The organism is Streptomyces sp. NPDC041796 (assembly GCF_055590785.1).
In genome coordinates this window covers 129,063-146,394 of the sequence record NZ_JBVJAH010000016.1, presented here as the reverse complement: position 1 = coordinate 146,394, position 17,332 = coordinate 129,063, and the positions used below count along the sequence as shown (strand labels likewise).

Here is a 17,332-nt window from a genome sequence, read left to right as displayed (position 1 = left end):
GTCACAACCGCGCGGCCGGTGGGCAAGGACATCACCCACCGGCCGCACGCCGCGCCGCGCCGGGTCAGTCCCGTACGCCGACGGGCTCGGGCCGCTCCACCGAAGCCGTGGCCGTACCGGCGGACTTGGTGACCACGACCGACTGCCGGCGCGTGCGCCGGGGGCGTCGCAGTCCCGTGAGGGTGACCAGCAGCCCGGCGAGCGCGATGGCGGTCACCACGACGAGACCCGGCCGGAAGCTGTCCAGCACCGCCTGCGGGGACGCGGCGGCATCTCCCTCGTGACCGCCCGCCGTGATCACGGCGGTCACGACGGCGAGGAAGACGGCGCCGCCGACCTGGATGGAGGTGTTGAGCAGCCCGGACACCATGCCCTGCTCGTCGTCGTCCACACCGTTGGTGGCCTGGATGTTGAGCGAGGGGAAGGTCAGGGCGCAAGCCGCGCCGAGGAGCAGCATGGCGGGGAGGATGACCGCCGCGTAACGCGGGGTCAGATCGACCCGCAGGAAGATCGCGTACGCGAGGACCAGGAGCGTGAAGCCGGTCGCGATGACGCGGGGCGTGCCGAACCGGTCCACCACGTCACCGATCTTGGTGGAGGAGAGCGCCACCAGCACACCGGCCGGCAGGAAGGCGAGCGCGGTCTGCAGGGCGCTCCAGCCGAGGAGCGACTGCATGTACTGCGTGACGATGAACTGGAAGGCGACGTACGAACCGAAGAACGCGGCGGCGCCGAGCTGGGCGCGCACCTGCGTACCGGAGCGGAGCACGCCGAGCCGGAGCAGCGGGGCGGCGCTGCGCCGCTCGATGGTCACGAAGGCGGCGAGCAGGACGGTGGTGGCCAGGAACGACAGCAGCGTACGGGCGGAGGTCCAGCCCACCTCGGGCGCCTGGACCACGGTGAACACCAGCAGCAGCATGCCGGCGGTGCCGGTGACGGCGCCCGGCACGTCGTAGCCGCCGCGGGTCTCCTCACGGTCACTGTGCGGGATGAGCCTGAGGCCCGCGACCAGGGCGATGAGCGCGACGGGCGCGGGAAGCAGCATGGTCCAGCGCCAGCTCAGCTCGGTGAGCAGCCCGGAGAGCACCAGGCCCATCGAGAAGCCGGTGGCGGCGCAGGTGGTGTAGATGGACAGGGCCCGGTTGCGCTGCGGGCCCTCCTTGAAGGTGGTCGTGATGATCGAGAGGCCGGCGGGTGCGGTGAACGCGGCGCTCAGGCCCTTGATGAAGCGGCTCGCGATGAGCAGCGGGCCGGAGTCGACGAGTCCGCCGAGCAGGGAGGCGAGCGCGAAGACGGCGAGCGCGATCAGGAAGACGCGGCGGCGGCCCAGGAGGTCGGCCGCCCGGCCGCCGAGCAGCAGGAGACCGCCGTAACCGAGGATGTAGCCGCTGACGATCCACTGCAGGGTGGCCGTGGACAGGCCGAGGTCGGTGGCGATGGACGGCAGGGCGACGCCGACCATGGAGACGTCGAGGGCGTCGAGGAACATGGCGGCGCACAGCACCAGCAGAGTGCCCCACAGGCGGGGGCTCCAGCGGTCTTCCGTGGCCGAACCCACGGCAGGGGAAGGGGGGTTGAGCGGAGAGGTCATGCGCAGCACACTACATGCACATGCATTGAATGCAAGCGCATTTAATTCCTGTGCAACAAATGGTGTCTTCCCTGGTAACGTGACTCCATGGCTGTGAAGAAGTCCGAGCGCGCGCTCGTGGAACAGTGGCGTGACGTGCTCGCCCTGCACGCCCGCACGATGTGCGAGCTCGACCGCGCGCTGCATCCGCACGGGCTCGGTGCCAGCGACTTCGAGGTCCTCGACGTGCTCGCCGAGGGCGCGGCGGAGGATGGCGGCTGCGCGTATCGCGTGCAGGAACTGGCCTCCCGGGTGCACCTCAGCCAGAGTGCCCTGTCGCGGCTGATCGCGCGGCTGGAGAAGGACGGGCTGGTGACCCGCGGCATGTGCAGCGAGGACCGGCGCGGGGTGCGGGTGGCCCTCTCCGATGCGGGCCGGGCCCGGCACGCCGAGGCGCAACCCCTTCAGCGTGCCGTGCTCAGCCGCATGCTCACCGGAGAACCGGGCTCTACGACCAGGTGACGGCGGACGTTTCCCGCCACAGCCTCGCCAGCCGCACGTCCCCCGACACGGTGACCTTCGGGGCGTCGGCCGGCAGCCGGTTCCACAGGGTCAGGTAGAGCTGTGCGGCCGGGCCGCTCAGTTCGCAGTCCGCGGGCCCCTCGGCCGCCCGCTCCACGCGCGGAGCCCGGTCCGACAGCCGTACGCTCCACACGTCGCCGGTGTCCGTCGCCCGTACGCGCAGGACGCCCGGCTCCGGCGTACGCACCCGGCTCTTCTCCCGGGTGTGCATGCCGCACAGCAGCTCGTCGATCCCGTCGGCGGCGAACGCGGGCGCGGGCTCCGGCATCCGCGCCGCTCCCGCCCCCAGCGCCGTCTGCGCGTCGAACCGGTGCACGGCGGTCTCGTGCGCCTGGCGCCGTGCCCAGAACGCGCGCGGCGAGGGTGCCGGCAGGAAAGCCCAGCACTCCAGGGCGTCGGGGGCCTCGGTCAGCGCGGTGACCAGCAGGCCGTGGCCCTCGCGGAACCAGTCGAGCAGTTCCGCGCCGTCGAGGTCGGGCTCGCCCTCGGCCGGGTGGTACGAGGTGTGTTCCTCCCTCACGAAGGCGGTGGCCCATCGGTGGACCATGCCCGTGTGCCGCAGCAGGTCCCGCACCTGCCAGCCCGGACAGGTCGGGACCGGCGAGCCCGTACCCGCCCGCTCGGCCGCGTCGGCGAGCAACTGGCCCTCGGCGGCCAGGGACTTGATGTGCTCGGTGATCTCCATGGCGCGATTCTGCCAGCGGGGGACCACCGAGGGGTATGGCCGGAAGCGGTCACGGCCGCCGCGCGGTCGCCGTGGCGTCGCGTGCCGCGTACCCGATCAGGGCCGCGCCGCCCGCCAGCGCCGCCACGGTCGTCAACGCGACGGGCAGCGAGAACCAGTCGGCGAGGAACCCGATCGTGGGCGGTCCGAGCAGCATCCCCCCGTAGCCGAGCGTGGAGGCGGCGGCCACCCCGCCGGGGCCGGCCACGGCGCCCGCCCTGGCGACGGCGACGGGGAAGATGTTCGCCAGGCCCAGCCCCGTCACGGCGAACCCGAGCAACGCGAGCCACACCGTCGGCGCCAGAGCGCCCAGCAGCATGCCGGTGGCCGCCGTCGCCCCGCCCGCCACCAGAGTGCGGGTCTGGCCGAGCCTCTCCAGCATCGCCGTGCCGGAGAGACGCCCGGCGGTCATGGTGAGGGCGAACACCGAGTACCCGGCGGCCGCCACACCGGGGTGCGCGTGCAGGTCCTGCTCCAGGTGGAGCGCCCCCCAGTCGGCCAGCGCCCCTTCCCCGTACGCCGTGCACAGCGCGATCACGCCGAAGACGGTCACGAGCCGGCGCGACCGCCCGTCGAGGCGTCCGCCCGGTACCGGCCGCTCGGAGGGCACCGCCTCGGGGACCGTGGGGGCGGGGTGGCGCAGGAGCACGGGGCCGGCGGCGGCCGTGAGGGCGAGGCCCACGACGGTGAGGCCGAGGAGGTGCGTGGTGGGGGAGAGGCCACCCGCGACCAGGCCGCCGATCCCGGCGCCGACCATGCCGCCGAGGCTGAACGCGGCATGGAAACTGGGCATCACCGGGCGGCGCAGGGCGGCCACGAGGTCGACCGCGGCGCTGTTCATCGCCACGTTGATGCCGCCGTACCCGGTGCCGAACACCAGCAGGACCAGGCCGAGCGCGAGCGCCGAGTGGGTGAGCGGCGGGAGCGCGATGCTCAGGCTGAGCAGCACCGCGGAGACGACCGTCACCGGGTGGCTGCCGAAGCGACGGCAGAGGCGGCCGGTGAGCGTCATCGTCACGACCGCCCCGGCCGATACGCCGAGGAGGGCGAGCCCGAGGTCACCGGCGGAGGCGCCGGTCTGCTGCTTGATCGCCGGGATGCGGACCACCCAGCCGGCGAACAGGAAACCGTCGAGGGCGAAGAACAGGGTCAGAGCGGTGCGGAGGCGGGTCAGGGAGCGCGCGGCGGGGTCTCCGCCGGATCCCCCCGGAGCGGCCGTCCGTAGTTTGTTTAGTAGCGGCACAAACTCAGGATAGGGGGTCGGCGCGACAGCCATCAACCGCCGGGCCGACGCGACTCGCCGTCCGCCCGGCGGTTCCCACCCAGCGGGGCGTCAGCCGGTGCGGTCGCCCTTCGGCTTGCCCTGCTGGTCCGGCGTGCCGTGCGGCGGCGGGCTCATGGGCTCCGGCGACGTGGCGGGCGAGACCCGTGAGCCGCCGTGGCCGTGACCGGCCGTCTCGGGCTTGAAGGCGGCGGGGTTGCCACCGGACAGGGGGGCTCCGGCGTCCAGCTGCCGCTTCCGGGCGGTGAGCACCTGGACGACCATGGCGCGGTCGGCGTGCTCGTGCTCGTAGTGCAACAGCTGGTCGAGCTCCGGGACGCTGAGCGAGCGGATGCGGTGCTCCAGCGTGCCGACGGGCAGCTCGTCGTAATCGGGCAGCGGAAGTCCGCCGTGGTCGGTGGTCATCCGGATCCTCCCTGTGTTTCGTTGGCTGTCTCGTGGACTTCGTCGACGACGTGCTTGTCCAGCGCGGCGCGCACCAGCGCGGCGGCCAGCGCGGGCACTTCCTCCTTCCCGACCAGGCGGGCCAGCGCCTCCGGGTCCGCCGGCAGGCCCAGCCGCCTGGCTCCGTCCAGCGTCTTGTCGTCCAGGTACGGCGCCAGCTCCGGCCACACCCCCTGGACCTCGCGCAGGAAGATGTCCGCCCCGGCGGGGCCGATGCCCGGCGCCTCCTGCAGCAGCGCGCGCAGCTCCTCCACGTCACCGCCGGCCTTGTCGCGCATCCGGCGCAGATCACCGCCGTACGCGTCCAGTACCAGCTCCGCGGCCTTGCCGAGCTGGGTCGACGTCCTCTCGTCGTAGCGCCGGTAACCGCCCTCGCCGAGCGCGTCCACCCGCTGCTGCCACGTGGCGTCGCGCATGCGCCGCGCGTCCCGCATCCCCGCGTCGAACAGGGCCCGGGCCGCCGCGACCGCCGTGTCGGCCCTGATCCGGGCGCTCAGCAGATGGGCCAGGACCAGGAGCTGGTACAGCGGCTGGGGGCTGTCCCCGAGACGGATCCCGGCCTCCTCCGCGTACGTACGGCCCTCCTCGTCGAGCAGGGCCCGGACCGTCGTCCCGCTGTCACTGTGGGGGCGTGCCATGGAACCTCCCGGAACCTCGCGCGGCGACCGTCCGCCGCGTCCTGGGCCGTCCTGGGCCTCGGGATGTGGACCTCGGCGATCCTGCCGCCCGCAGTACCCGTCCACGACCGGCCGAAACAGCACCACCGGGCCGGGCGGGCCGCTGGATCATGGGAGACTCGCCCCCATGAACGGCAAGGCGACCACGACCCGATCACCCCGGCTGGACAGGGGCCGCAGCGCGCTCGGCCCCGCGCTGGAGCTGGTGCACACCGGACGCGCCCCCACCCGCGCGGTCCTCACCGCCGAGCTCGGAGTCACCCGCGCCACCGCCGGTGCCGTCGCCGCCGAACTGGAAGCCCTCGGCCTCATCCGCGTCGACTCCCGCCCCGGTGCCGCCGCCGGTTCCCAGGGCCGGCCCTCGCACCGGCTCACCGTCGACGAACACGGACCGGTCGCGCTCGCCGCCCAGATCCACGCCGACGGCTTCCGCGCCGCCCTCGTCGGCCTCGGCGGCCGCATCGTGGCCACGGCACCCGGCTGCGTCACCGTCTCGGCCGACCCGGCCCAGGTCCTGGCGGCCGTCGTCGAGGCGGGCGCCGGGCTGCTGCGCGAGACCGGGCTCCGCTGCGTGGGCGCCGGCCTCGCCGTGCCCTCCGCGGTCGCCGAGCCGGAGGGCACCGCCCTCAACCCGCTCCACCTCGCCTGGCCGGCAGGGGCGCCCGTACGCGCCCTCTTCGCCGAGCTGGTCCGGGCGGCCGGCATCGACGGCCCCGCCTTCACCGGCAACGACGTCAACCTCGCCGCGCTCGCCGAGCACCGGCACGGCGCGGGCCGCGGCGCCCAGCACCTGCTGTGCGTCGCCACCGGGCACCGCGGCGTCGGCGGTGCCCTCGTCCTCGAGGGGCGCCTCCACACCGGCAGCTCCGGGCTCGCCCTCGAAGTCGGCCACCTCACCGTCAACCCCGAAGGGCGCCCCTGCTACTGCGGCAGCCGAGGCTGCCTGGACGTCGAGGCCGACCCCCTCGCCTTCCTCACGGCCGCCGGCCGTGCACCGGGGCCCGAGGTCTCCCTGCTCCAGCAGAGCCGCGACCTGCTCCGCGACCACCCCGACGACCCCGGCGTACGGGCGGCCACGGAGGAGCTCATCGACCGACTCGGCCTGGGGCTGGCGGGCTTGGTCAACATCCTCAACCCCGACCGGATCATCCTCGGCGGCCTGCACCGCGAGCTCCTCGCCGCCGACCCCGAGCGGCTCCGCGCCGTGGTCGCCGACCGCAGCCTGTGGGGCCGCAGCGGTGGTGTGCCGATCCTGGGCTGCACCCTGGACCACAACAGCCTCGCGGGCGCGGCCGAACTGGCCTGGCAACCAGTGCTGGACGACCCCCTCGCCGCCCTCGGCCGCCCGGCCGCGTAAGCCGGCCCGAGCAGCCGCGCTGCCCGGCCGCGCGAAGCGCCGGGTCTCAGGGGGCATGGGGGGTCATGGGGCACGCCCAACCCGCCCCGACCGCCGGGTTCACATCAGGTGCGGGGCGTGCGTCCTGACCGTGTTCAGCAACTGCCGCAGCGACGGGTTCACCAGCGACGCCTTGCCCGCCACACTCACGGTCGGCACGGTCTCGTTGCCGTCGGCGACCGAGCGGACGAAAGCCGCCGCCTCACGGTCCTTCCAGATGTTCACCTCGGTGTACCGCAGCCCGGTGAAACGCAGTTGGAGCCGCAGCTTCATGCAGAACGGGCAGCCCGGCCGCCAGTAGACGACCACACCCGCGCGGTCCTCGCTCATGACCTCCCCCTCCGTCACCGGCGAGCGTACTCCCTCGCCGTGGGCGGGTGAGGAGGGCCGGGGGCGTGCTTCCTCCGCCGTCGGCGTGCGAGGTCGAGCACCTGGCGGCGTACTTCCTCGTCGTAGGCGAGCGGGGATGAGAGCCCGGCGGCGTACGCCCTCGTCGTGGGCGCGTGGGGAGGAGTGCCGGGGGCGTACTCCCTCGTCGTAGCCGCGCGAGGATGCGCACCGCAGGCGTACTGCCTCGCAGTGGGCACGCGAGGTCGAGTGCCGGCGACGGTTCTCCGTGCCGGGCAGGGGTGAGTACCGGGCGGGTGACTACCGGGCGGCGCCTCCATCAGCGCGCCGCCCTCGCGGCACCGCCCCGGTCAGCCCGCCACAGCCGGCCGGGCCGCGGCCCGTTCGCGTACCGCGTCGGCCGCCTCGGCCGTGTCCCCGAAGGGCACCGTGCCCGTGAAAGGACCGCTGGTGGCGGCCCCGTACACGGGAAGGGGCGGTATCGGCAGGGGCGTGGACGACGGCGCCGGGAGGGTGAACCACACGACCTTCCCGGAATCGCCCTGCGGCCTGGCGCCCCAACTCTCGCTGACCGCCTCTATCAGGGCCAGACCGCGGCCCGAAGTGGCCATCGGATCCGACGTGTTGACAGTGGGGAGGCGAGGATCGTGGTCGTGGACCGAGACCGTCAGCCGGTCGAGCAGGAGCTCGATCTCGACGGTGCACACCTTGTCGGGCTGGGCGTGCTGATGGACATTCGTCAGGAGCTCGGTGACACCGAGCGCGGCCTTCTCGATCAGACAATCGAGATTCCAGTAGCGCAATTGCGCTGAAACGATTCTGCGGACCTGACCGATCCGCGACGGCAGGGCTTGGAGCTCTACCGTGCACTGCCTGCTTGCCTGGCTGATCACGGCTGCGACTCCCCGAAATGAGGTCCGGAAGAAGACGGAGATCGGATCCAGTAGTTGGCTGGCTGTTGGTCCGGCGGGCTGGATCGCAGCGTCACCGCCGGTGCACCCTGGGTAGTGATGTCAGTCCAGCGTGGACCAGGGGTGACGGCTTCGCAACTCGCGGCAACCGGTTACCCGTGGGTCCCTTGCGGCACTTCTCTCAGTTGCTGCTGCCACCCGCTCGGCGTACGGCCTCCAGCAGGCGGCCGGCCAGTGCCGTCGCCGCCGCCCCGCCCCGTTGTCCGCCGCGCTGCCCCATGGTCAGCCGGTACCGCGTGCCGTTGAGCGTGGCCACCATGGCGTCGTCGCGCCCCGCGAACCAGGGCCGGCCGGCCCTGACCGCCCGTACCGGCGCCGTGTCGATCACCCGTCCGTAGCTGGTGAGGAGTGCCAGCTTGCCGTCCTTGATCAGGACCTCGCCCGCCCGGGTCAGTGAACGCGGCCACCGTTCGATCCGTACGCCTGTGGCGCTGAAATCAGCCTCAGCCATGACGTACCCAGCCCCCTTCGCGCAGGTTTATGCCGGTCAGTCTGCACAAGGGATCGCCTCTACGCCAGGGCGCGTAGATAGATGCGCCCCCTGCGCCGTGTGCCGCGCTGGGTGATGCGCCCCCTGCGCGCGTACCGCCGGGTGATGCGCCCCCGTGCCCCGGCGCCCGGCTCTGCAAGCGTTCCCTATGGGGCATCAAAGTCATCGTTTGTGCAGGTGAGGGAGGTATGTTCGAGGTGGGGCAGCAGGGGAGAGAAGGATGAGGAGTGGCGTGTGAGCACCATGGGGCAAGCAGGGCAGACACAGTCGACCCAGCCGTCACAGGCGACGCAACCAGCACAGCCGGAACAACCGGCGCAGTCGAACGGACCGGCCACGACCATCGACGTGGACCACAGTGACCCCGCGTACCGGGAGTGGCTGAAGGAAGCGGTACGCAAGGTCCAGGCGGACGCCAACCGGAGCGCCGATACGCACCTCCTGCGCTTTCCGCTGCCCGAACGGTGGGGCATCGACCTCTACCTCAAGGACGAGTCGACCCACCCGACCGGCAGCCTCAAGCACCGCCTCGCGCGTTCGCTCTTCCTCTACGGGCTGTGCAACGGCTGGATCCGCCCCGGAAAGCCCGTCATCGAGGCCTCCAGCGGCTCGACCGCCGTATCCGAGGCCTACTTCGCGAGCCTGGTCGGTGTGCCCTTCATCGCCGTGATGCCGCGCACCACCAGCCCGGAGAAGATCCGGCTCATCGAATTCCACGGCGGGCAGTGCCACTTCGTCGACGACTCACGCAAGATGTACGAGGAGTCCGCCGCCCTCGCCACCGCCACCGGCGGCCACTACATGGACCAGTTCACCTATGCCGAACGGGCCACCGACTGGCGCGGCAACAACAACATCGCCGAATCGATCTACCAGCAGCTACGGCTGGAGCGCTATCCGGAACCCGCCTGGATCGTCGCCACGGCCGGAACGGGCGGTACGTCGGCGACCATCGCCCGCTACGTCCACTACATGATGTACGACACCCGGATCTGCGTCCCCGACCCCGAGAACTCCTGCTTCTTCGAGGGGTGGACCACCGGCAACGCGGACGCCTCCAGCGACTGCGGCTCGCGCATCGAGGGCATCGGCCGGCCCCGGATGGAGCCGAGCTTCGTACCCGGCGCCATCGACCGGATGATGAAGGTGCCCGACGCGGCGAGTGTGGCCGCCGTACGTGCCCTGGAGAACGCCATCGGGCGCAAGGCGGGCGGTTCGACCGGGACCGGCCTGTGGAGCGCGCTGAAGATCGTCGCCGAGATGGTCGGGGGGGGCCGCACCGGCAGCGTCGTCACTCTGATCTGCGACCCGGGTGAGCGCTACCTGGACAAGTACTACTCCGACGCCTGGCTCGCCGAACAGGGCCTGGACATCACTCCGTACAGCGCCGCCATCGACGAGTTCCTCAGCAGCGGTGTCTGGCCGGACCGGCCCGCCACCGTCACCACTGCCGATGGCGGGCGACCGACGGCACGGTGACCGACGGTCGGCGGCACGGCGACCTGTGACCGACGGTCGGCGGCACGGTGGCCGACACCCCGGCGACCGCGCCCCGACCTCGCGACGGCCGTGCCTGACGCGTCGTCACGGTGCCGGGGTCGATGTGAGTCTGCGGTCCAGGTTGCGCATCGCGTCCCGGAACGACCGCCCCACGCCGGACCGGACCAGCCTCATCACCAGCCGGAACGGCGCGGCGCCCTCGGCCGCCATCGTCCACCGCACGCGGGTGCCCGTCCCGTGCGGTGCCGGGGTCAGCAGCCACTCCTCCATCAGGGCCCGTACACCGGGGGCATTGGTCTCCTCGACCCGGTAGGCGTAGCGTTCGCCGGCGTCCGTCACCATGATCCGCTCCTGGAGCACCACGCCGCCGCGCAGCCGTATCTCCCGGCCGGCGCCACCGGCGGTCGGCCGGGCGGCGGCGATGGCGGTGAACCAGGAGGGGCTGTCGGCGACCTCGTCGGCCAGTGCCCGGTACACCGCCGAGGGAGGCGCGGACACCTCCGTGTCGAAGACGAGACGCAGGGGGGCGGAGTCGAGGAAGTCGAGCCGTACCGGGCGCAGTCGGCGTGCCATGGGACCGTACCTCCAGCATGTGAGGGGGATGGCGGCGTCAGGCAGTGCCGTGAAGCGGCGGACCGGGCCCGCAGGGCGGCGACGCGCAGGTCGGGGCTCTATCCGGCGCCGACGCCGTACGCGGGGGACTCCACGGACACGACCTGGGCCCCACACCATAGCTGGCGACCCGTCAGTTGTCCCCCAGAAGACCGGACAGCGCCCGGCCGAAGACCCATCGGCCCGTGCGCGCGACCACCGCGTCGCACACCCGGGGAACGCCGCGTACGCGCAGCTCCTCCGTCCATGTCACCCGGACGCCGTCCGGCGCCGCCCCCCGCACCTCGATCTCGGCCCACCCGGTGATCACCCGGCCCCGCTTCTCCAGCCGGCACACGCCCACGTCCGCACCCCCGGCCGTACCGCCCGGCCCCGGCGGCTCGCAGCGGACGACCTCCATGGGGTCGTCGAACCCGACCGGCCCGATCCCGGTGCGCATCGTGAACCGGCTCCCCGGCCGCACGGGTCCCGGAGTCACCGCCGTGGCACGGGTCAACGGGACCCGGGCCGCGTGGGCCGGCCAATCGGTGAGCCGTTGCCACGCCTCGGCGGTGGACATCGGGGCATTACGGACGATCCGGAACAGAGCCATGCCCCGATCGTATGTCCGCCGAACCTCGCACCGGCGCCGCCGGGAACGACCGTCAGACCGCGTCCTCCTCGCCCGCCACCACCAGCCCCGGCAGGTGCTCCGCCATCTCCGCGCGGACCTCGCCCGACAGCCCGCCGTCCGTCACCAGGGAGTCGATCTCGTCCAGCCGCGCGAAAGAACTCAGGCCCACCGTGCCCCACTTGGTGTGGTCCGCCACGACCACCACGCGCCGCGCCGAGCGGATGAAACGCCGGTTGGTCTCCGCCTCGGCGAGGTTCGGGGTGGACAGCCCCGCCTCCACCGAGATGCCGTGCACTCCGAGGAACAGCACGTCGAAGTGGAGCGAGCGGATCGCCTGGTCGGCCACCGGACCGACCAGCGAGTCCGACGGAGTCCGCACACCGCCCGTCAGCACCACGGTCGCCGCACCCGGCCGGGCAGCGCCGCCCGAACCGGTGCGCTGCGCCGTGTGGAACACATCGGCGACGCGCACCGAGTTGGTCACCACCGTCAGATCCGGCACGTCCAGCAGGTGCTGCGCCAGCGCGTACGTCGTCGTCCCGCCCGACAGGGCGATCGCGCTGCCCGGCGCCGCCATCGCCGCGGCGGCCCGCGCGATGTCCTCCTTGGCGCTCTGCTCCAGTGACGACTTCACCTCGAACCCCGGCTCATGGGTGCTCGCCTCGACGAGCGGCACCGCACCGCCGTGCACCTTCTCGATGACGCCCTGCCGCGCCAGCGCGTCCAGGTCCCGGCGGACGGTCATGTCGGAGACGTTGAGCCTGCGGGTGAGCTCATTGACCCGCACCCCACCCCGCCGCCTCACCTCGTCGAGGATCAAGGCGCGCCGCTGCTCCGCGAGGAGGTTCTGGTTGTCGCTCACCGCAGTGGCCGGTCCTTCCGTATCGTCAACACCGCTGGCCAAGGGTCATCATCCTGCCACGGGCCCTGCGGCGACGGACCGGGCTTCTGCCACGGGGGCCTGCGGCGCCAGACCGTTCGCGGTGCGGCCTCCGCCCCGGACCCCGGGCCGCGGGCCACGGGCCACGGGCCGGACCCCGGGGCTGCGGACCACTAGCCGCGGACCCGGACCCGGACCAGGAACTACGGACCCGGACCATGGACCCGGACTACGGCCCCGGACCGCGGACAAGGACCCCGGACCGGGGAGATTCCGTGAGAACCCTGACATCCACCGCCGCGTTCGACGATTCTTGTCACGTCCGGTCACGACCGGTCCCCCGCACTCGTCCAGCACTCCGACCCCACCCTGAGAGGGAGCCCACCCGTGCCCCCTGCCACCCCGGAGCCCACCCGCCCCGGCGCCGCGCTGGAACTGCTGGTCCACGGCGTCGGCGGCACCACGCCCGAGCTGATGCTCGACGATCCCCGTACCGTTCGGGTGACCGGTGACGGGACGGCGGCGATCTACCGGCGCACCGTCGACCAGCACGCCGAAAGGGAACCCGAGCGGTTCGCCGACGGACGGCCGGTCCCCGAGGCGTACTGCTGGTGCAATCTCACGTCCGGCAACGGCTCCCGCGCCTTATGGCTGTTGCTCCTGCCGTTCATGGTGGTCAACCTCGCCCACTGGATGCGCCCGCCCGCCGAGCGCCAGGCCGCGTCCGTCCGGCTCTACGGCGTTCTCGTGCGGCTGGTCGCCCTGAGCCTGACCGTGCTGCTCACCGCCGCCGCGTGCGAGGTCGCTCTGGACCTGACGGCCTGGCAGTGCGCGGGGTCCGCCCGTTGTGCCGAGGAACGGTCCTGGCTCGGGTTCATGTCGGCGGCCGAGGGCGGCTGGTGGTCCCAGCCCGGCCGCCGGCTGGTGGTCGCCGCAGTCGTCCCCACGGCCCTGGTCGGACTCCTGTGGTACCTGTCGAACCGCACCTGGAGCGCGTACGAGGCCCAGCGTCCGCCCCGGGGCGAACTGGACGGCGACGGCACGCTCGACCGGCAGGTGCGGCCCGCGCTCGGCCGGGCCGGCTTCTGGTACGGGCGCCGCCTCGTCGCCCGGCTGCGCGCCGCGCACACCGCCGCCGGGTTCCTCACCGTGGCGGCGGCGGTAGGCGGGGCCGCGGCAAGGTACGACCGGAACGCGGCCGGCCCGGCCCGTGAGGTGCTCGGCTGGACCCTGGAGGCCGCCCTGTTCCTCGGAGCGGTGGTCGTCGTCTGGGTGGTGTGCCGCCGGGGCCGCAGCGAGAAGCGGCTCGACAGCACGCTCGACCGCACCGTCGTGAGCTGGCTGCCCGGCGCCTCCCTCGCCCTCCTCGTCTGCGCGGTGCTCTACGCCGCCTGGTCGCGCCCCGGTTGGCGGTCCGACGGCACGCTCCCCGGCGACACCACGTTCAGTGTGATCACCCTCGCCCAGGGCGCCCTCGTCCTGGCACTCGCCGTGGTGGCACGGCGACTGCACCGGCGCGCCCCCCACACCCGTACCGTCCTGTACGGGCTCGGCGGCCCGGCCGTGGCGATGCTGGCCTGCGCGCTCGGCGGCGTCATGAGCGGCGGTGTCGCCCAGCGCGTCGCCGACTGGCTCGACGGCCCGGCCACCCCCGGCAGCGGCGAGGACCCCATCGGGCCGCCCGTGCTGCTCAGCTGGCAGGCCTCCGTCATTCCCGTCCTGCTGATCCTGCTGCTGGTCCCGGCCGTCGTCCTCGCCGTCCGCACGGCACTCACCGCCCGCCGCCTGGCGCCCGTCGTGGAGGCCGAGTACGAGGGCGAGAAGCCGGACGCCGTCCGTACCCGGCGCATCGCGGGTACGCGCGCGCGTGCTGCGCTCACCGACCTGGCGCCCGCCGCCGTCGGCCTCATCTCCGGCGCCACCCTCCTGCTGGGCGCCGGCGCGCTCGTCGGGGCGTGGGTGAGCGAAACCGTACCCGGCAAGGCCTTCACCGGCCGCCACCCGTTCGTGGAGAGCGCGGCCGAGACGGCGCAGGCGCTGGGATCCTGGCTGATCGGCTTCGGATTCATACTGTTCGTCACCTGGGGCCGCCGCGCCTACAAGGACGCCTCCGCCCGCCGCACCATCGGCATCCTCTGGGACGTCGGCACGTTCTGGCCGCGCGCGGCCCACCCCTTCGCCCCGCCCTGCTACGCCGAGCGGGCCGTACCGGACCTGGCCTGGCGGATGTCGTCCTGGACCAGCCGCACGGGCGGACGCCTGGTCATCTCCGGTCACTCCCAGGGCAGCGTGCTGGCCGCGGCGGCCGTCTGGCAGCTTCCCGCCGGAACCCGTCGCCGGGTCGCGCTGCTCACCTACGGATCGCCTTTGGAGCGGCTGTACGGGCGGTGGTTCCCCGCCTACTTCGGGCCGGGGCCCCTGGGCGCCCTCCACCGGGAGCTGCACTGCTGGCGCAACCTGTGGCGCCGTACCGACCCGATAGGCGGCCCGGTGAACCTCCCCGCGGAAGGGGAGAAGCCGGAGGTCGACCACAGGGCGCTGCGCGACCCGGTCGTCTACGGCCGCACCCCCGAGCACCCGCTGCCCGAACCGATCCTGGGCCACGGCGACTACCAGGCCGACCCGGTGTTCGCCAAGGAACGCACCGTACTCCTCGACCGGCTTCCGCCCGCCCTTCCCCTGCCGGCCCCCCTGCCCGAGCAGCGGGGCGGAGCGGGTTCGCCCGACGACGCTCAGGGCAGCTCGGGCAGGTCCTCCGGGTAGAGCAGGGTGAGGTCGTCGGTGCTCATCTCGGTGAGCCCGGCGACCCGGCCCGCGTGCCGCTCGACCATCGACTCGAAGGTCTGGCGGGCGGTACGGCCGTTGCCGAACGCGGGGCCCTTCGGCAGCTCCGTGAAGTACTTCAGCAACGCCTCGGCCGTCCCCTCGGCGAGCCGGTACTCGTGGTCCTCCGCCTGCTGCCGGACGATCCGCAGCAGCTCGTCGGGTACGTAGTCGTTGAAGGTGATCGTCCGTGAGAAGCGGGAGGCCACGCCAGGGTTGACGGTCAGGAACCGCTCCATCTCGGCCGTGTACCCGGCCACGATCACCACGACCGCGTCCCGGTGGTCCTCCATCAGCTTCACCAGCGTGTCGATCGCCTCGCGACCGAAATCCCGCCCCGAGTCCTCGGGGGACAGCGCGTACGCCTCGTCGATGAACAGCACACCGCCGCGCGCCCGGTCGAACGCCTCCTGGGTGCGGATCGCGGTGGAGCCGATGTGTTCGCCGACCAGGTCCACCCGCGACACCTCGACGAGATGCCCCCGCTCCAGCACCCCCAGGGAGGCGAGGATCTCGCCGTACAGCCGGGCGACGGTCGTCTTGCCGGTGCCGGGGGAGCCGGTGAAGACCAGATGGCGGCGGACGGACGCGGCCTTGAGACCGGCCTCCTGGCGCCTCCTGCCGACCTCGATCATGTTGATGAGGGTGCGGACCTCGCGCTTGACGCTCTCCAGGCCCACCAGCGCGTCGAGTTCGCCCAGGACGTCCTGGGAGGTGCGTACGGCAGGCCCGGCGGACGGCTCGGGCACGGTCGTCGCCGGGCTGTCCGCCGGTTCCCGGGGCAGGGTCTGGGGCGGTACGCGGGTCTCGACGCGGGGCGCCACCGTGCCCAGCAGTCCGCCCACCGAAGGCGGCGCGGCCGGGACCGTCGTCCCGGCCCGGGCGGTCAGGACCCCGCTCTCGTCGCCGGTGCAGTCCTCGACGACGGGCCCGTCCTCTCCGAACTCGTATCCACCGCGTGCACACCGCTCCGTACGGCACCGTCTCAGCGTCGTACGACAGCCGTCCATCACGTGGAAGCCGTACCCGCCGCTGCCTGTCACCCGGCAGGCGTGGAACGTGCCGCGGCCCTCCGCCGACACGTAGAAACCCGCCTCCGCGGGGGAGGTGACCGTGCACCGCTCGATCACCGGATCGGCGCCCTTGGTGACGATGACGCCGGTCTGCACGGAGTCGATGGTGCAGCCGTTGAGGGTGCCGCCGCTGCCGTGGTCACGGAACCAGGCTCCGGTGGACGCCTCCCGGATACGGCAGTCGTCGAGCTGCGCGGTGGCGCCGTCGCTGACCGACACCGCCGTGTTCCGTACCTGGGAGAGGTCACTGTCCACCACGTCGGCACGCGAGCCGCGGTCGAGGACGAACAGCGCGTCGGGCACGTCGTGGACACGGCACGAGTCCAGGACGGCCGTCGCGCCGTCGCTGACCCAGACCGCCGGGTAATCGCCCGTACTGTCGTGGATCTCGCACTGGTTGGCGTCCACCCGTGTGCCCGGGTCCCACACCGACAGACCGTTGCGGCCGAACCGCCGCACCGTGGACCGGGTCAGCGTCAGCACGGAACGGGAACGCAGGTCGACCGCGTTCTCCGGGATGTCGTGGATGTCGCAGTCGGAGAGCGTCAGTACGGCGTCCGTGTCGAGCGTGATCCCGTCGGCCGTCGTCCGGTGCACCGACGAGTCGGTGAGGTGGGCCGCGGCCCGGGAGGCGACCTGGATGCCGCTGCCCTTGATCTCGTACACCTCGCAGCCGATCGCCTCCAGGCCACTGCCCTCGCCCGTGACGGACAGGCCCGAGCCCGAGGCGTGATGGATCCGGCAGCGCTCCAGGCGGGGGTGCGCGCCACCGCGCACGGAGACGCCCGACTGCCCCGCCGAGACCACCTCGCACTCCTCGAACACGCCGCCCGCGCCGTCCAGCACGCCGATCCCGACGCCCGCCGGGTTGTCGACCGTGCAGCGCCGCACGGTGGGCCGCGCCGCGCCCCGTACCTCCACCCCGGCCGCCGAGCGGGTCACGATCCGCAGGTCCAGCAGCTCCGGTGTGCCGTCTTCGATCAGCAGCGCGGGCGCCGAGGTGTCCTGGCCCTCCACGTGCAGGTCCTGGACGGTGGCCGAGGCCCGCACGGTCAGTGGCACCCCGTCGGCCGGGGCGATGCGCACCGAACCGACCGCGCCCTCCGTGCCCCGCAGGGTGACGGCGCGCTGGAGGACCAGATTCTCCCGGTACGTACCGGGGGAGATGGTCAGGACATCGCCGTCGCCCGCCGCCTCCAGGGCCGCGGCGAGGGAGGCGTACTCGCCCGTGCGGCGCCGCCACCGCGATGTGCCGGTGTGCGTCACCTGGACCGTGCCCTGTGCCATGGTGCTGCTCTGCCCCCACCTCGTGCGCCGCGCGTCTCTCCGGACGATCGCTCCACCGTA

16 protein-coding genes are annotated in these 17,332 nt (G+C 73.0%); 4 read left to right on the top strand and 12 right to left on the bottom strand.

Annotated elements, in window-relative coordinates; genetic code table 11:
- Nucleotides 1-64: 64 nt before the first annotated feature.
- A complete protein-coding gene (locus tag ACZ6C1_RS28675) occupies nucleotides 65-1,591 on the bottom strand; it encodes an MFS transporter (protein ID WP_469244635.1) in 1,527 nt (508 codons plus the stop codon).
- Between the two features lie 87 nt (nucleotides 1,592-1,678).
- Between ACZ6C1_RS28675 and ACZ6C1_RS28670 the strand changes: the two genes are divergently transcribed.
- Nucleotides 1,679-2,092, top strand: a complete 414-nt coding sequence (locus ACZ6C1_RS28670) for a MarR family winged helix-turn-helix transcriptional regulator (protein ID WP_469244633.1) — start codon at nucleotides 1,679-1,681, stop codon at nucleotides 2,090-2,092.
- Here ACZ6C1_RS28670 and ACZ6C1_RS28665 read toward each other — a convergent pair.
- The 4 genes from ACZ6C1_RS28665 to ACZ6C1_RS28650 form a co-directional block, all read right to left on the bottom strand.
- A complete protein-coding gene (locus tag ACZ6C1_RS28665) occupies nucleotides 2,079-2,837 on the bottom strand; it encodes a maleylpyruvate isomerase family mycothiol-dependent enzyme (RefSeq protein ID WP_469244632.1) in 759 nt (252 codons plus the stop codon). The genes ACZ6C1_RS28670 and ACZ6C1_RS28665 overlap by 14 nt on opposite strands.
- 49 nt (nucleotides 2,838-2,886) lie before the next feature.
- Nucleotides 2,887-4,119: an MFS transporter gene (locus ACZ6C1_RS28660; RefSeq protein ID WP_469244630.1), complete on the bottom strand. Its 1,233-nt coding sequence runs from the start codon at nucleotides 4,117-4,119 to the stop codon at nucleotides 2,887-2,889.
- A gap of 90 nt (nucleotides 4,120-4,209) precedes the next feature.
- The gene (locus ACZ6C1_RS28655; protein WP_469244627.1) at nucleotides 4,210-4,563 is read right to left on the bottom strand and encodes a DUF8129 domain-containing protein; all 354 of its coding nucleotides are present in this window, start codon (nucleotides 4,561-4,563) and stop codon (nucleotides 4,210-4,212) included.
- Nucleotides 4,560-5,240 (bottom strand): HhH-GDP family DNA glycosylase, encoded by a 681-nt coding sequence (locus ACZ6C1_RS28650; protein ID WP_469244625.1) that lies wholly within the window; start codon nucleotides 5,238-5,240, stop codon nucleotides 4,560-4,562. The genes ACZ6C1_RS28655 and ACZ6C1_RS28650 overlap by 4 nt, the downstream gene beginning before the upstream one ends.
- Nucleotides 5,241-5,406: 166 nt before the next feature.
- Here ACZ6C1_RS28650 and ACZ6C1_RS28645 point away from each other — a divergent pair, with 166 nt between their 5' ends.
- A complete protein-coding gene (locus tag ACZ6C1_RS28645; protein ID WP_469244623.1) occupies nucleotides 5,407-6,636 on the top strand; it encodes an ROK family protein in 1,230 nt (409 codons plus the stop codon).
- 99 nt (nucleotides 6,637-6,735) lie between these two features.
- Here the strand turns inward: ACZ6C1_RS28645 and ACZ6C1_RS28640 are convergent, their stop codons facing one another.
- The 3 genes from ACZ6C1_RS28640 to ACZ6C1_RS28630 form a co-directional block, all read right to left on the bottom strand.
- Complete coding sequence (locus ACZ6C1_RS28640; RefSeq protein WP_469244621.1) at nucleotides 6,736-7,005, bottom strand: mycoredoxin; 270 nt, start codon at nucleotides 7,003-7,005, stop codon at nucleotides 6,736-6,738.
- 368 nt (nucleotides 7,006-7,373) lie between these two features.
- Nucleotides 7,374-7,916, bottom strand: coding sequence for an ATP-binding protein (locus ACZ6C1_RS28635; protein ID WP_469244619.1), 543 nt, complete (start codon nucleotides 7,914-7,916; stop codon nucleotides 7,374-7,376).
- Between the two features lie 199 nt (nucleotides 7,917-8,115).
- Nucleotides 8,116-8,445: a hypothetical protein gene (locus ACZ6C1_RS28630; protein ID WP_469244617.1), complete on the bottom strand. Its 330-nt coding sequence runs from the start codon at nucleotides 8,443-8,445 to the stop codon at nucleotides 8,116-8,118.
- A gap of 282 nt (nucleotides 8,446-8,727) precedes the next feature.
- On the opposite strand from ACZ6C1_RS28630, the gene ACZ6C1_RS28625 reads away from it, so the two are divergent.
- Complete coding sequence (locus ACZ6C1_RS28625; protein WP_469244666.1) at nucleotides 8,728-9,963, top strand: PLP-dependent cysteine synthase family protein; 1,236 nt, start codon at nucleotides 8,728-8,730, stop codon at nucleotides 9,961-9,963.
- A 105-nt stretch (nucleotides 9,964-10,068) separates the two neighbouring features.
- Here the strand turns inward: ACZ6C1_RS28625 and ACZ6C1_RS28620 are convergent, their stop codons facing one another.
- From ACZ6C1_RS28620 to ACZ6C1_RS28610, 3 genes are all read right to left on the bottom strand, one after another.
- Nucleotides 10,069-10,557, bottom strand: coding sequence for an SRPBCC family protein (locus ACZ6C1_RS28620; protein WP_469244615.1), 489 nt, complete (start codon nucleotides 10,555-10,557; stop codon nucleotides 10,069-10,071).
- Between the two features lie 172 nt (nucleotides 10,558-10,729).
- Nucleotides 10,730-11,188: an SRPBCC family protein gene (locus ACZ6C1_RS28615; RefSeq protein WP_469244613.1), complete on the bottom strand. Its 459-nt coding sequence runs from the start codon at nucleotides 11,186-11,188 to the stop codon at nucleotides 10,730-10,732.
- Between the two features lie 52 nt (nucleotides 11,189-11,240).
- Entirely contained in the window at nucleotides 11,241-12,071 is an 831-nt protein-coding gene (locus tag ACZ6C1_RS28610; RefSeq protein WP_469244611.1) for a DeoR/GlpR family DNA-binding transcription regulator, read from the bottom strand.
- Nucleotides 12,072-12,476: 405 nt separating this feature from the next.
- On the opposite strand from ACZ6C1_RS28610, the gene ACZ6C1_RS28605 reads away from it, so the two are divergent.
- Complete coding sequence (locus ACZ6C1_RS28605) at nucleotides 12,477-14,852, top strand: hypothetical protein (protein ID WP_469244610.1); 2,376 nt, start codon at nucleotides 12,477-12,479, stop codon at nucleotides 14,850-14,852.
- Here ACZ6C1_RS28605 and ACZ6C1_RS28600 read toward each other — a convergent pair.
- The gene (locus tag ACZ6C1_RS28600; protein ID WP_469244608.1) at nucleotides 14,822-17,272 is read right to left on the bottom strand and encodes a right-handed parallel beta-helix repeat-containing protein; all 2,451 of its coding nucleotides are present in this window, start codon (nucleotides 17,270-17,272) and stop codon (nucleotides 14,822-14,824) included. The two genes, ACZ6C1_RS28605 and ACZ6C1_RS28600, sit on opposite strands and share 31 nt — an antisense overlap.
- Nucleotides 17,273-17,332 lie beyond the last annotated feature (60 nt).

Bases quoted from the DNA above. Each gene is read 5' to 3' on its own strand.
- ACZ6C1_RS28625 (WP_469244666.1), top strand. From the start codon at position 8,728: ATGGGGCAAGCAGGGCAGACACAGTCGACCCAGCCGTCACAGGCGACG.
- ACZ6C1_RS28665 (WP_469244632.1), bottom strand. From the start codon at position 2,837: ATGGAGATCACCGAGCACATCAAGTCCCTGGCCGCCGAGGGCCAGTTG.
- ACZ6C1_RS28655 (WP_469244627.1), bottom strand. From the start codon at position 4,563: ATGACCACCGACCACGGCGGACTTCCGCTGCCCGATTACGACGAGCTG.
- ACZ6C1_RS28630 (WP_469244617.1), bottom strand. From the start codon at position 8,445: ATGGCTGAGGCTGATTTCAGCGCCACAGGCGTACGGATCGAACGGTGG.
- ACZ6C1_RS28600 (WP_469244608.1), bottom strand. From the start codon at position 17,272: ATGGCACAGGGCACGGTCCAGGTGACGCACACCGGCACATCGCGGTGG.
- ACZ6C1_RS28640 (WP_469244621.1), bottom strand. From the start codon at position 7,005: ATGAGCGAGGACCGCGCGGGTGTGGTCGTCTACTGGCGGCCGGGCTGC.
- ACZ6C1_RS28650 (WP_469244625.1), bottom strand. From the start codon at position 5,240: ATGGCACGCCCCCACAGTGACAGCGGGACGACGGTCCGGGCCCTGCTC.
- ACZ6C1_RS28620 (WP_469244615.1), bottom strand. From the start codon at position 10,557: ATGGCACGCCGACTGCGCCCGGTACGGCTCGACTTCCTCGACTCCGCC.
- ACZ6C1_RS28615 (WP_469244613.1), bottom strand. From the start codon at position 11,188: ATGGCTCTGTTCCGGATCGTCCGTAATGCCCCGATGTCCACCGCCGAG.
- ACZ6C1_RS28645 (WP_469244623.1), top strand. From the start codon at position 5,407: ATGAACGGCAAGGCGACCACGACCCGATCACCCCGGCTGGACAGGGGC.
- ACZ6C1_RS28675 (WP_469244635.1), bottom strand. From the start codon at position 1,591: ATGACCTCTCCGCTCAACCCCCCTTCCCCTGCCGTGGGTTCGGCCACG.
- ACZ6C1_RS28670 (WP_469244633.1), top strand. From the start codon at position 1,679: ATGGCTGTGAAGAAGTCCGAGCGCGCGCTCGTGGAACAGTGGCGTGAC.